Source organism: Actinomadura hibisca NBRC 15177 (genome assembly GCF_001552635.1).
Lineage (GTDB): Bacteria > Actinomycetota > Actinomycetes > Streptosporangiales > Streptosporangiaceae > Spirillospora > Spirillospora hibisca.
Genome location: NZ_BCRO01000019.1, coordinates 242,964 through 255,322 on the forward strand (window position 1 = coordinate 242,964; position 12,359 = coordinate 255,322).

Below are 12,359 nucleotides of genomic sequence, written 5' to 3' on the forward strand. Positions count from 1 at the left end.
CGACGGTGCCGAGAGCAGCGCCCGCGATGAGGAGGCGAGGCGTTGAAAGACGCAACTGGTGCTGCCTTCCGTGAAGGGGGGAGCGTTCCGGACGGTTGGAGCGCACAGTCAACCGCGACCGGGAACCGGCGGCAACATGAGTCTTTAGTTGGAAATGTCACCCAGGATGTTTCTGTGGTCGTCTGTCCGTAATTTGGCGGCCGGAACCGGCCGCTCAGCGGGTCGCGGTCTGGATCTCGGCGGCCCGCAGCGGCACCGACGCCGAGGCGGGCAACGCCCCGAAGCCGCCGCCCGGGGCGTCGCACGCGCCGGTGCACGTCCAGGAGACCTCGTAGTACAACGTCGCCGTCACGGTGAACGCCCCCGCGCGCCGGTAGGTGTGCGCGCACGACGATCCGGTCATGCCCCTGCGGTAGGGCGTGCCGGGACCCTGGCAGGTCAGCGTGCCCTCGCCGGTGTCCCAGACCACGCGGGCGGGACGGCCGGTGACGGTGACCTCCTGGCCGTCCACGCCGACCCGGGCGGTGCGCGTGCGCCAGGCCGTCCCGTCGATCCACAGGTAGGTGCGCAGGCCGACCCACGTCCGGCGGGCGGGGCTGGTGCGCAGGCGCGGCGGCGGCAGCACGATCGCGTCGCGGGCCATCTCGGCGACCTGGGCGGTCGGCGTCCGCGCGGTCTGCTCGGCGGGCAGGGTGATGCAGTGGTCGGCTCCGCCGGTCGGCGCGCACATCGACTCGACGCGGATGCTGGTCTCGGGTGGTGTCGCCCCGCCGCCGCCGGGCCGGGCGGGGGCGCGCGGGGCCGGAGCGGACGCGCCGATGGTGCACAACCAGCCGTTGCCCGGCGTGCAGTCCACGTCCGCCGGGGCCAGCAGGACGGCGGCGGTGAACGCGTCGATCAGCATCGCGGATCGCGCGGGTGGACGATCCTGGCGACCTTCCAGCCGCCCGGCGTGCGCGCCATGCTCACGTAGAGCAGATAGCGCTGTGAGCGTGGGGGAGCGCCGACGCGGGTGGCTGTCTTCTTCCTGTAAGTCCACAGGCCCGAGGTGGAGACGCAGTCGATGATGTCGGCCGTCCGGGCGCGCAGGGCCGCTACGCGCGGGCGCGGGACGGCGTGGCTCCGTTGGACCACACCGGCGCGGCGGTTGCGGCGCACTGCCGCCAGGAGGCGGGATGCCGCTTCGCTCGTCGCGACCGTTCGGATCTGCTTGGTGTCGTTGGTTTCCAGCGCGTGTTCCAGCACCTCGTGGAACAGCCGGTAGCGGGTGAGGACGGAGGCGGCATCCGTTGGGGCGGCCTCAGGGGGCGGTGGGGCGGGCGGGTTGGTGCCGCTGGGACGCAGGTCGCCCGACGCCCCGGCGGTCGGCGTGCAGGCGCCCGCGAGCAGGGCCGCCGCCGCGAGCGCACCGGTTCTCGTCATCGCTGAAGGTGTCCGTTCGTGTCCGTTCCGTCGTCGCCGCACGTTAGCGACGGGCACGCGCGGAGCGGGGCGGGACGGGCAAACGTCCGGAGATCACGGCTTCGCGCCGGTTTCCGGTGATCAGGCGCGGCCGATGTCGGCGACCAGGTTGAACCCGAGCAGCAGGTCGAGGTGGACGAACGTCTCGATCTTCGCTCCCGGCGCGACGTCCGGATCGGCGGCCAGCCGGTCCAGGGCCGCCAGGGCCGCCGGGGCGTCCAGATCGGCGGCGAGGGCGTCCTCCGCCTCGGCCGCGTGCGGACGGTCCAGCGGACGGCCCGGCGCGGCGGCCCACTGCGCGACTTGTTCCCGCCATCGATTCAGGCGGGCCTCCGCGCGCCCGAGACGGTCGGCGTCCAGGTGCAGAGGCTCGCCGTAGGGGATTTCCAGGATCGCCAGGCGCGTGTAGAGGGGGTCCGGCGCCGGTCCCGGGTCGCCGGTCTCGCACGGCACCACCAGGCCGTCGGAGCCCTCCGGCACGATCAGAAGGTCGTGCGCGCCGGTGTCCGTGGTCTCGAACGGCCGGATGTTGTAGTCGGTCCAGTCCCGGTCGGCGGCCGTCTCCGGCGCGACCGTCAGCAGGACGTGGTGCCGCCGCCGTTCGGCCACCCTGCGCAGCAGGTCGGCGACGACCAGCGCGCGAAGGCCCGCCCCGGCCGCGAGGTGGACCCGCAGCGGACGGCCCGGCGGCGGTTCGTAGGCTCCCAGTCGCAACGTCATGAGGACATCGTCACAGCACCGTGCCGGTGAGGTGCGGCCCCTCCGGCATCGGCGCGTTGCGGTCGGGTTTGCGGACGGCCGCGAACCGCAGCCGCACGTAGTCGGCGACCCAGCCCGACTCGCGGCGCAGCGCCGGGGCGGCCAGCTCGTTGACCCGCTCCAGAAGAGGCTCCACCAGCTCCGGCGGCACGTCCGCCAGCGCGCGCGGCGCGTACACGCGCACCCAGTCGGCCGCGCCGTTGGGCCCCTCCACCATCCGGGACGGCCGGTCGGCGTGCTCCAGCAGCCGCACCGTGAACCCGCCCTCCTCCAGCCGCGCGGCGTACTCGGCCGGGCTCGGGAAGTACCAGGGCAGGTCCGGCTCGCCGAGCCCGAACACCCGCCAGGCCGTCTGCATCGCCACGATCAGCTCGGCGCAGTTGCCCGCGCCGCCGAGCTCGGCCACGAACCGGCCGCCGGGCCGCAGCGCGGCGCGCACCTGCGCGATCACCGCGTCCGGGTCCCGGGTCATCCAGTGCAGCGCCGCGTTGGAGGCCACCGCGTCGAACGCCTCGCTGGTGGTGAAGGTGTGCGCGTCGCCGACCGCGAACGACAGGCCCGGGTGCAGCGCGGCGGCCTGGGCGATCATCTCCGGCGCGCCGTCGATGCCCAGCACGTCGGCGCCGCGCTCGGCGATCTCCGCGCTGAAGGCGCCGGTGCCGCAGCCGAGGTCGATGACCTTCTCGCCGGGTTGCGGATCGAGCAGGTCGACCAGCGGCGCACCGTGCGCGGAGACGTACCCGAAGGCGGAGTCGTACGTCGTCACGGCCCAGTTCACGGTCGCAATTTATCCGATATTCCGTTCGACGCGCGGCGCCGGGCGGGGTCGAGGCCGATCGGTGATCTGTCTCACTGCGCGCCCCGCCGGTGCCGCCGGGCCGCGCGCGCCCGCGTACCGTCGTGCCATGAGCGGGGAGAAGAGCACACGCGCCGAGGTCCGGATCGTCGGAGCCGAGCGGCCCGGCGGCCTGGAACTGCGCACCCTCGGCCTGGCCGAGCGCGGCCTGCCCGAGCTGCGCGCCACCGGCCTGCCGCCCTACCTGGGGCAGGGCTGGGCGCAGGTGCTCGGCCTGGTCGCCCAGCGCATGGCCGCAAGCGGCCTGAACGGTCCCGCCCGGCTGGAGCTGGGCGACGGCGTCGCGGTGCTGCTGGCCGCCGACAAGGGCGGCCTGGCGGTGCTGCCGCCGCCCGACCACGGCGGCCGGGTGGACGACTGGCGGCGCGAGCTGCTGGTCCGGCTTTTCCCGGAAGCGAGTGTTTAGCGAGGGACGCTTCCATTAGGCTCCGGGGCGACTTCTGCCCCGTGAGGAGCCGTGGTGCCGCCGACCGACACCCAGACCCAGGAGCCGCAGGCCGTCGTGCCGCGGCCGTCGCGCGGAGCGCTGGGGTGGGGCGTCGCGATCGTTCTTCGCTGACCGTCGAGAGGACGCCATGGCCGCCCCCAAGAAGCCTTCCCGGCAGTCGAAGCAGGAAGCGAACAGGCAGCGCGCCGCGCAGCGGGAGAGCGAGGCGCTCGGCCTGCCGCCGCAGGAGTTCCGGCCGCCGCGCCGGATGCTGGTCTGGGTCGTGCCGTGCTTGCTGGTCTGCGTCGCGATGGTCGTGGTCGCCGTGGTGTACCGGGGTTACGGGCGGTTCACGCTGTTCGGCTTCGGCATCGTCGGCGCGCTGTACTACGTGCGGCTGGCCAGCCTGCTGGTGAACGGCTTCGTCCGCGTCGGGCCTACCGGGATGGTCCACAAGCTGCACAGCAGCGAGCGCGAGGCCAAGTGGAAGCAGGTGCGGGGGCTGGAGGTCGTGACCACGCCGTTCGGGCGGCGGGTCATGGTGCGAATGGGCGGCGCCGGGGCCGCCGTGCCGCTGGCCGCGCTGCGCGAGGGGCTGCTGGCCCGCAGCGGCGACTTCGACGCCGAGGTCGGCGAGATCCAGCGGCGGAAGGTCGGGGGCAACCGGCTCAAGCCCACCACGCGCGCGGGCGCGGGCAAGGCCGCGGTGGTGGCGTGGCCGCTGGCCGCGCTGCTGGCCGTCCAGCTCGTCGAGCTGCCCTGGCAGGAGCCCTGGTGGCCCACCAACAAGGACGCCGCCGCCCTGCCGCACGCGTGCGCGGCGGTCGACGCCGGGACCGTGCGGCAGATGGTGCCCGGGGCCGTCCAGTCCGACGAGGCCCACCTGGACCGGGAGCCGTTCCAGACGTCGGGGTGCCGCTGGGCGGAGCCCGGCCGGGTCGCCGGGCTGGACCTCAGCCTGCACCGCTACTCCAGCGAGGGCATGAGCGGCGGCGTCGCCAACGCCAAGGACCGGATGCTGACCTACTCGCGCTCCTACGACAGCACCCCGGTGTCCGGCCTCGGGGACGCCGCCTGGCAGATCGCGCGGCCCGCCGACAGCACCACCAACAACGCCACCGGCACCGCCGCCGGGAGCGACGGCACGGCCGCCCGCAACGTCCAGCTCGCCGCCCGCCGCCGCAACGTCGTCGTGATCGTCGGGTACACCGCGCCGGCCTCCGACGGGCGGCGCGCTGAGGAGCGGGCGGCGGCCGTCGCGCGGGCCGCGCTGAGCCGGGTGTGGTTCGGCTGAGCCGGGTTCCTAGAATCGGCTTCTAATCATTGGGCGCGAGAAGGGGCCGCAGGTGTCGTACACCGAGATCGAGTACCGGGTCGAGGACGGGATCGCCACGATCACCCTGAACCGGCCGCACCGCATGAACGCCTACACCTACACGATGCGGGCCGAGATGCTCGACGCGTTCGACCGCATCGACGCCGACGATGCGGTGCGGGTCGTCGTGGTCACCGGCGCGGGCCGGGCGTTCTGCGCCGGGGCCGACCTCGGCGGGGGCGGGGCCACCTTCGACAAGGACAGGTCGCAGGACATGTTCGCGGGCGAGGACGACGTCCTGGAGGACGGCACCCCGCGCGACGGCGGCGGCACCGTGGCGCTGCGCATCGCGCGCTGCCTCAAGCCGGTCATCGGCGCGTTCAACGGCGCGGCCGTCGGCGTCGGCGTCACGATGACGCTGCCGATGGACGTGCGGCTGGCCAGCGACAAGGCCAAGTTCGGGTTCGTGTTCGCACGGCGCGGCATCGTCACCGAGGCCGCCTCGTCGTGGTTCCTGCCGCGCCTGGTCGGCATCGCCCAGGCGATGGAGTGGGCCGCGACCGGCCGCGTGTTCGACGCGCAGGAGGCGCTGGCGGGCGGCCTGGTGTCGCGCCTGTACGCGCCCGACGAGCTGCTCCCGGCCGCCTACGAGCTGGCCCGCGAGATCGCCGACAACACCTCGGCGGTGTCGGTGGCGGCCATCCGCCGCCTGATGTGGTCGGGCCTGTCGGCCCCGTCGCCGTGGGACGCGCACGCCGCCGACTCGCGCCTGATGGCGGCGCTGGGCGGCGCGGCCGACGCCAACGAGGGCGTCACCTCGTTCCTGGAGAAGCGCCCGGCGGTGTTCCCGATGCGGGTCAGCACCGACCTGCCGCCGCAGGTGCCGGACTGGCCGCTGCGCTGAGCCGCGCCTGACGGCGGGCCGCGCGCACGCCGGACGCGCACCGCGCGCACGTCGTGACCCCGGGGCCGCGGGCCCCGGGGTTTCGCGTGTTATGGATCTTTCGCCGGGGGATTCACGAAACGGTCACGAGCAGGTGATCTTGCGTTGGCGGCGGTGTGTCGGAGTGGCGCAGGGGTATCAATCACCCTGAGCGACACTTTCGGGGGTAAGTGGTGCGTGCCGGAAATTGCACTGTGCTCGTCGCGGCGGGCGTGTTGGCCGCGGCGTGCGGACAGGCCGTCTCCGTGCGGCAGCAGGCGGCGGTGCCGGGCCAGCAGGCCGGGCGCGCCGCGCCGTCTTCCACGGGTTCGCCCGCGCCGGGTTCTCCCGCGCCGGGGTTGCCCGCGCCGGCGTCTCCGGCGCCGGCGTCTCCCGCCGCGCCCACGCCGGTTCCCACACCGCCGCCGCGGCAGATCGACTGCGCGAAGGCCAAGTGCGTGGCGCTGACCTTCGACGACGGGCCCGGCGAGTACACCGCCCACCTGCTGGACGAGCTCAAGCAGGCCGACGCGCGCGCCACGTTCTTCATGCTCGGCCAGAACGTGCACGCCCACCGCGACCTGGTGCGCCGCATGGCCGCCGAGGGCCACGAGCTGGCCAACCACAGCTGGTCGCATCCGCAGCTCACCAGCCTGTCCAGCGCCGGGGTGCGGTCGCAGGTGCGGCGCACCCAGGAGGCGATCAAGGAGGCGTCGGGCGTCGAGCCGACGTTGTTCCGCCCGCCCTACGGGGCCACCGACGCCCGCGTGGGGAAGGCGATCGGCATGCCGCTGATCATGTGGAGCGTGGACAGCCTCGACTGGCGCTACCGCAGCGTCGCCCGCAACGCCCGGGTCGGGGTGCGCGAGCCCCGCAGGGACGGGGTCGTGCTCTACCACGACATCCACGAGGCGTCGGTCGAGGCCGCGCCCAAGGTGGTGGCCGGGCTGAAGCGCCGCGGCTTCACCCTGGTCACCGTCTCGGAGCTCTACCAGGGCAAGCAGCTCAAGCCCGGCCGCCTCTACCCCAAGTGGTAGGTCACAGCTCCAGCTCGGGTTTCAGCCGCCGCATCGACCAGCGCCGTTGCAGGTGCACCGCGAGGACGAGCAGCGCCAGCGCGGCCACCAGGAAGCCGCCCAGGATCAGCGCGTCCTTGACGACGTGCGAAGTCTGCCCGCCGGAGATCGTGGCCCGCATCGGCGCGACGAAGTAGGTCATCGGCACCACGTCGTGGATCGCCCGGAACGGTTGCGGCAACGTCTCCACCGGGTACAGGCCGCCGCACGACACCAGTTGCAGCATCAGCAGCGCCAGCGCGAGCGCGTCGCCCACGGCGCCCAGCGTCAGCCGCAGCAGGTGCACGATCGCGCTGAAGGTCGCCACGCCCAGCGCCATCAGCCCCAGCGTGCCGCCGACGTTGACCGCGTCCAGGCCGAGCCCCACCGTCAGCACCGTGAACAGCAGCAGCGCGCCCAGCAGACCCATGAACAACACCGGCAGCCACGCCGCGAACGCCACCGTCGCCGCCCCGGCCTGCGAGGCCAGCAGCCGTCCCGACACCGGGCGCAGCAGCAGGAACGCGACGATGCCGAACACCCACAGCGCGATCGCGATGAAGAACGGCGCGAGTCCGCGCCCGTAGGTCTTGGCGGGGTGGGCGTTGGAGGTCTTCACGTTCACCGGGTTGGCGAGCTTTTCGGCGGTGTCGCCCTGGTCGCCTACGGTGGGGACCTGCTTTTCGGCCGATGCCAGGCCCGAGGCCAGTTCCTTGGCTCCGTCGAGAAGCTGGGCGTTGCCGGAGTCGAGTTGCTGAGCGCCGTTGAGGAGCTGGTCGCTTCCGGCGTTGAGCTGTTGTGCGCCGTTCAGGAGCTTGGTGTTGCCCGCGTCGAGTTGCCGAGCGCCGTTGAGGAGTTTGCCGCTTCCGGCGTTGAGTTGCTGCGCTCCGCCGAGGAGTTTGGTGTTGCCCGCGTCGAGTTGCCGAGCGCCGTTGAGAAGTTTGCCGCTGCCCGCGTTGAGTTGCTGCGCGCCGTTGAGGAGTCTGGTGTTCCCGGAGTCGAGTTGCTGGGCTCCGCTGAGCAGTTTGCCGGAACCCGCGTGCAGGGCGTCGGCCCCGGCGAGGAGCCTGCCGGTGCCCGCGTCGGCCTGGCGCGCCCCGGCGGCGACCTGCCCGCCGCCCGCGTCCAGGGCGAGCAGGCCGGTCTCGGCCGAGGAGATCTTCTTCTGGAGCGCGGGGACGTGGGTCTGGAACGTGCGGGCGTCGGCGGCGATCTTCTGGGCGGAGCCGTTGACCCCGGCGGCCAGCGCGGCGATGCGCCGGGTCCGGTCGGCGATGAGGTCGGCGAGGCGGAGGATGTCCTGGAAGACAGGATCCTGTAGCAGCTCGGGGTGCCGGTCGGCGAGCCGGTTGAGCTTGCTGTGCAGGGTCGCGTCCAGCCGCTCGGCGGCTTGCAGGATCTCCTGGTAGCCGGGTTGCCGGGCGACCTCCGGGTAGGCGGCGGCCAGTTCCCGCAGGCGCTGCGCGACGGTGCCGTCCAGGTTCCGGACCGCCTCCTGGAGCCGCTGGTAGCGCGGGCTGGCGGCGATGTCGGGGTGGGCGTCGGCCAGCCCGTGCAGCCAGTCGTCGATCCGGCCGGTCAGCCAGGCGACGTGCTCGGCGACCTCGGTGGCCAGCTTGGTCAGCTCGGCCGCGTCCCCGGACGCCGCGACCGTCAGGGCCGCCAGGTCCGGCAGGGAGCGGGACGCCGCGTCGGCCAGCGGCACGGCCTCGGTGGTCAGCTTGTGCAAGCCCTGGGCGAGCCGGTCGGCGCCCGGCGCGAGCTGGCCGGTGCCGTTCTTGAGCTGCCGCAGGCCGCCCGCCAGCGCGCCGGTGCCCTGGTCGGCCGTTTCCAGGCCGCCGACCAGTTGTGATGAGCCCTTCTTGGCCTGGCCGAGGCCGGTGGCGAGGGCACCCGTGCCCTGCTGGGCCTGCTCCAGGCCGCCGACGAGTTGTGTCGAGCCCTTCTTGGCCTGGCCGAGGCCGGTGGCGAGCGCGCCGGTGCCTTGCCTGGCCTGGTTCAGGCCGCCGACCAGTTGCGTCGAGCCCTTCTTGGCCTGGCCGAGGCCGGTGGCGAGCGCGCCGGTGCCCTGCTTGGCCTCGCCCAGGCCGCCGACGAGCTGCGCCGAGCCGTCCTTGGCCTGCCCGAGACCGTCGCGCAGCTCGGCCGAGCCCTTGGCTGCGTCCGCCAGGCCGTCGTGCAGCTCGTCCAGCTTGCCGAACGCCGCCTCGAAGTAGGCCGTCACCGCCGCCGCCGAGATCTTGCGCTCCAGCTCCGACTGGATGGTCCCGGCCATGATCCCGACCAGGAAGTTGTTGGCGTCGTCCAGCCGGATCGACATCGCCGCCTGCTCGGGCGTCCCGGCCGCGCCGCTGGTCAGCTTGGCGCTGAAGTCGGCGGGCACGGTGATGATCGCGTAGTAGCGGCCGTCTTTCAGCCCGTCGGACGCCTCGGCGGCGTCGGTGAAGCGCCAGCCGAGCAGCCGCTCCTTCTTGAGCTCCGCGACGAAGTCGGCGCCCGCGTCGATGTCGCGGCCCTCGACCGTCACCGGGCGGTCCTCGTTGACGACCGCGACCGGCACCTGGCTGATCTTGGAGTAGGGGTTCCAGTTCGACCACAGGTAGATGCCGCCGTACAGCAGCGGCACCAGCAGCAGGAACAGCAGTCCCGCGATCTGCATCGGGGAGCGGAAGCGCAGCAGCTCGTAGGCGGCCAGCCGGAAGGCGCGCATCAGGCGTCACCGTCCTGCGGGGCGTTCTCGGCGGCGGGTTCGTCGTCGGACCCGGTGGCGGGGCGGGCGCGGGTCAGCTCCACCAGCGCGTCCGCCAGGCCCTCGGCGGGGGAGGGCTCGGTGGCGGCGGCCAGCACGACCGGGCCGGTGTCGGCGGCCCGCCGCGCGGCCTGCCACAACGCGTACTGGTCGGCGGCGTCCGCGCCGTCGTCGAGGTCGTCCAGGACGATCACCGCGGGGGAGCCCAGCAGCGCCAGCGCCAGCGCGAGCCGGGTCGCGTCGGACGACGGCAGCTCGTGCACCAGCTCCTTGCCGGAGGCCTCCAGCCCGACCAGCGCGCGGGCGTCGTCGAACGCCCCGGCGGGCACGTCCCGCAGGGTCAGCAGCCGCTCCCGCACGTGCTCGCGGACGCGCAGGTCCGGTTCCAGCTCGGCCGCGCCGGTCGCCCGCGCCACCGCCGCGCACCGCCGCACGCGCGCCGCCTCGCCGGGCAGGTCGTGGCCGCAGACGCGCAACATCCCGGTCGTCTGCTTCATGCGCCCGGCCACCGTCAGCAGCAGCGACGTGCGGCCGCTGCCGCCCGGCCCGGCCACCGCGACCAGCGCGCCCGCGCCGACCCGCAGGTCGACCTCGGCGTACACCCAGCCGCGCCGGCCGCGCAGGCCGAGGCCCGCGGCCTGCACCACCGCGCCGTCGTCCGCACCGCCGTTCGCGAAGTCCTGCGTCGTGCCCGCCGGAACGTCCTGCTCTGGTTCCATCTCGACCCCCCAGGACAGACTGGGGAGGAACGGACGCGGCCGGACAGCGCCACCAGCGGTGCCGCCGCACTCATCGCCAAGGCTTTGCCGCCGATTGGGCGGTCCGCGCGGGGCGGACCGGCCGCCGGTACCGCGCGGACGTCGCCACCGGTCCCGCGCGGGCGTCGCGGCAGGTCAGGCCCGGCGGCGGCGCTCGGGCGGCGCGGGCGGCACGACCTTCCCGGCCACCACGATCCCCTCGGGCACCTCGACCACCTCGCCGGTGCGCCGCCGGACCAGCAGCCGCCCGTCGGACCAGGATTCGAGTACGCCGACCACGTCGCTGTACTCTCCCGTTGGCAGACGGCGGCGCAGCGAGACCCGCTGGCCCACGTCCGCCGAACTGATCGAGACCACCAGCCTCGCGGCGAGACGGCCGGACATGTGAGGACCCCCGTGTCGAATCGACTGAGCCGTGGCGGCAATACTATTCACAGCGAGCTTGCGGTGAGCCGGGAGAGGAGTCACTAACGTGACCTACGTCATTGCGCAGCCCTGCGTGGACCTGCTCGACAAGGCATGCATCGAGGAATGCCCGGTCGACTGCATCTACGAGGGCAAGCGCCAGCTCTACATCCACCCCGACGAGTGCGTCGACTGCGGTGCGTGCGAGCCGGTCTGCCCGGTCGAGGCCATCTACTACGAGGACGACGTCCCCGAGCAGTGGAAGGACTTCTACAAGGTCAACGTCGAGTTCTTCGACGACCTGGGCTCGCCGGGCGGCGCGTCCAAGGTCGGCAAGATCGACAAGGACCACCCGATCGTCGCCGCGCTGCCCCCGCAGAGCCAGGACTGAGGCTCCCCGCGCGGGTTTCCGTACCCTCAGGGCCGTGACCTCCCGGACGACGGGGAGGGCACGGCCTTGCGGTCTGTCTAGGAGGGCGGGTCGTTGTTCACGCTGCCGGATTTCCCCTGGGACCGTCTCACCCCGTACCGGGAGCGGGCCGCCGCGCACCCCGGCGGGGTCGTGGACCTGTCGGTGGGCACGCCCGTCGACCCCACCCCCGAGCCGATCCGCGCGGCGCTGGCCGCCGCCGCCGACGCGCCCGGCTACCCGGCGACCTACGGGACGCCGGCGCTGCGCGAGTCCGTCGCGGGCTGGTTGCGCCGCCGGCACGGCGTGACCGGCGCCGACCCGGACGCGGTGCTGCCGGTCATCGGCACCAAGGAACTGGTGGCGTGGTTGCCGACGCTGCTGGGCCTCGGCCCCGGCGACCAGGTCGTCTTCCCGCAGCTCGCCTACCCGACCTACGACGTGGGCGCGCGGCTGGCCGGGGCCTCCTCGGTCGCCACCGACGGGCTGCTCGGCCTCGGCCCCGCGGCCCCGAAGATCGTCTGGGTGAACTCGCCGTCCAACCCGACCGGCCGCGTGCTGCCCGCCGAGCACCTGCGCAAGGTCGTCGCCTGGGCCCGCGAGCGCGGCTCGATCGTGGTCAGCGACGAGTGCTACCTCGAATTCGGCTGGGACCCCGACCGCGAGCCGATCTCGATCCTGCACCCCGACGTGTGCGGCGGCTCGCACGAGGGGCTGCTGGCGCTCAACTCGTTGTCCAAGCGCTCCAACCTGGCCGGATACCGCGCCGGGATCGTCACCGGCGACCTCGCCCTGGTCAGGCGGCTGCTGGAGGTGCGCAAGCACGCCGGGATGATCGTGCCCGCGCCCGTGCAGGCCGCGATGGTGGCCGCCTTCGACGACGACGCGCACGTGGCCGAGCAGCGCGAGCGGTACGCGCGGCGGCGCGCGGCGCTGATCGGCGCGTTCGAGGGGCACGGCTTCCGCATCGACCACTCCGAGGCGTCGTTGTACCTGTGGGCGACCCGCGACGAGCCCTGCTGGGACACCGTGGGGCATCTGGCCGACCTCGGCGTCATCGTCGGGCCGGGCGACTTCTACGGTCCGGCGGGCGACCGGCACGTCCGCGTCGCCTTCACCGCCACCGACGAGCGGGTGGCGGCGGCCGTCGAGCGCTTGTAGACGGTGTTTCAACAGCCCCGGCCCAGGTTGCTCGCCTGGCGGCTGTGTTTCCTGACGTCCCGGCCCAGGGGGCTCGCCTGGC

At 73.7% G+C, this 12,359-nt stretch carries 13 protein-coding genes; 6 read left to right on the forward strand and 7 right to left on the reverse strand.

Features of this window, described 5'->3' with window-relative positions:
• Positions 1–214: 214 nt before the first annotated feature.
• The 4 genes from AH6_RS10020 to AH6_RS10035 form a co-directional block, all read right to left on the reverse strand.
• Positions 215–904, reverse strand: coding sequence for a PKD domain-containing protein (locus AH6_RS10020; RefSeq protein ID WP_067477193.1), 690 nt, complete (start codon positions 902–904; stop codon positions 215–217).
• Entirely contained in the window at positions 898–1,422 is a 525-nt protein-coding gene (locus tag AH6_RS10025) for a hypothetical protein (protein ID WP_067477196.1), read from the reverse strand. The genes AH6_RS10020 and AH6_RS10025 overlap by 7 nt, the downstream gene beginning before the upstream one ends.
• Positions 1,423–1,542: 120 nt before the next feature.
• Positions 1,543–2,181, reverse strand: a complete 639-nt coding sequence (locus AH6_RS10030) for a hypothetical protein (protein WP_067477199.1) — start codon at positions 2,179–2,181, stop codon at positions 1,543–1,545.
• Between the two features lie 10 nt (positions 2,182–2,191).
• Entirely contained in the window at positions 2,192–2,998 is an 807-nt protein-coding gene (locus AH6_RS10035; protein ID WP_067477201.1) for a class I SAM-dependent methyltransferase, read from the reverse strand.
• Between the two features lie 127 nt (positions 2,999–3,125).
• On the opposite strand from AH6_RS10035, the gene AH6_RS10040 reads away from it, so the two are divergent.
• The 4 genes from AH6_RS10040 to AH6_RS10055 all read left to right on the forward strand — a co-directional run bounded on the left by AH6_RS10040 (position 3,126) and on the right by AH6_RS10055 (position 6,777).
• Positions 3,126–3,482 carry a hypothetical protein gene (locus AH6_RS10040; RefSeq protein WP_067477204.1) on the forward strand — a complete coding sequence of 119 codons (357 nt, stop codon included), beginning with the start codon at positions 3,126–3,128 and terminating at the stop codon, positions 3,480–3,482.
• A 169-nt stretch (positions 3,483–3,651) separates the two neighbouring features.
• Positions 3,652–4,797 carry a hypothetical protein gene (locus AH6_RS10045; RefSeq protein ID WP_067477207.1) on the forward strand — a complete coding sequence of 382 codons (1,146 nt, stop codon included), beginning with the start codon at positions 3,652–3,654 and terminating at the stop codon, positions 4,795–4,797.
• 52 nt (positions 4,798–4,849) lie between these two features.
• Positions 4,850–5,722, forward strand: coding sequence for an enoyl-CoA hydratase-related protein (locus AH6_RS10050; protein WP_067477210.1), 873 nt, complete (start codon positions 4,850–4,852; stop codon positions 5,720–5,722).
• 452 nt (positions 5,723–6,174) lie between these two features.
• On the forward strand, positions 6,175–6,777 hold the full coding sequence (locus tag AH6_RS10055) for a polysaccharide deacetylase family protein (protein ID WP_373861769.1): 603 nt from the start codon (positions 6,175–6,177) through the stop codon (positions 6,775–6,777).
• A 1-nt stretch (position 6,778) separates the two neighbouring features.
• On the opposite strand, the gene AH6_RS10060 is transcribed toward AH6_RS10055, so the two are convergent.
• The 3 genes from AH6_RS10060 to AH6_RS10070 form a co-directional block, all read right to left on the reverse strand.
• Entirely contained in the window at positions 6,779–9,505 is a 2,727-nt protein-coding gene (locus tag AH6_RS10060) for a YhgE/Pip domain-containing protein (RefSeq protein ID WP_067477213.1), read from the reverse strand.
• The gene (locus AH6_RS10065) at positions 9,505–10,263 is read right to left on the reverse strand and encodes an ATP-binding cassette domain-containing protein (protein WP_067477216.1); all 759 of its coding nucleotides are present in this window, start codon (positions 10,261–10,263) and stop codon (positions 9,505–9,507) included. The genes AH6_RS10060 and AH6_RS10065 overlap by 1 nt, the downstream gene beginning before the upstream one ends.
• A 174-nt stretch (positions 10,264–10,437) precedes the next feature.
• Positions 10,438–10,686 carry a putative acetyltransferase gene (locus AH6_RS10070; protein ID WP_067477218.1) on the reverse strand — a complete coding sequence of 83 codons (249 nt, stop codon included), beginning with the start codon at positions 10,684–10,686 and terminating at the stop codon, positions 10,438–10,440.
• An 88-nt stretch (positions 10,687–10,774) separates the two neighbouring features.
• Here AH6_RS10070 and fdxA point away from each other — a divergent pair, with 88 nt between their 5' ends.
• Together fdxA and dapC are read left to right on the forward strand one after the other, a co-directional pair.
• Positions 10,775–11,098: a ferredoxin gene (gene fdxA, locus AH6_RS10075; protein WP_067477221.1), complete on the forward strand. Its 324-nt coding sequence runs from the start codon at positions 10,775–10,777 to the stop codon at positions 11,096–11,098.
• Between the two features lie 93 nt (positions 11,099–11,191).
• The gene (gene dapC, locus AH6_RS10080; protein ID WP_067477224.1) at positions 11,192–12,277 is read left to right on the forward strand and encodes a succinyldiaminopimelate transaminase; all 1,086 of its coding nucleotides are present in this window, start codon (positions 11,192–11,194) and stop codon (positions 12,275–12,277) included.
• Positions 12,278–12,359: the final 82 nt, after the last annotated feature.

Bases quoted from the DNA above. Each gene is read 5' to 3' on its own strand.
- AH6_RS10060 (WP_067477213.1), bottom strand. From the start codon at position 9,505: ATGCGCGCCTTCCGGCTGGCCGCCTACGAGCTGCTGCGCTTCCGCTCC.
- AH6_RS10040 (WP_067477204.1), top strand. From the start codon at position 3,126: ATGAGCGGGGAGAAGAGCACACGCGCCGAGGTCCGGATCGTCGGAGCC.
- AH6_RS10065 (WP_067477216.1), bottom strand. From the start codon at position 10,263: ATGGAACCAGAGCAGGACGTTCCGGCGGGCACGACGCAGGACTTCGCG.
- AH6_RS10030 (WP_067477199.1), bottom strand. From the start codon at position 2,181: ATGACGTTGCGACTGGGAGCCTACGAACCGCCGCCGGGCCGTCCGCTG.
- AH6_RS10045 (WP_067477207.1), top strand. From the start codon at position 3,652: ATGGCCGCCCCCAAGAAGCCTTCCCGGCAGTCGAAGCAGGAAGCGAAC.
- AH6_RS10020 (WP_067477193.1), bottom strand. From the start codon at position 904: ATGCTGATCGACGCGTTCACCGCCGCCGTCCTGCTGGCCCCGGCGGAC.
- AH6_RS10025 (WP_067477196.1), bottom strand. From the start codon at position 1,422: ATGACGAGAACCGGTGCGCTCGCGGCGGCGGCCCTGCTCGCGGGCGCC.
- AH6_RS10070 (WP_067477218.1), bottom strand. From the start codon at position 10,686: ATGTCCGGCCGTCTCGCCGCGAGGCTGGTGGTCTCGATCAGTTCGGCG.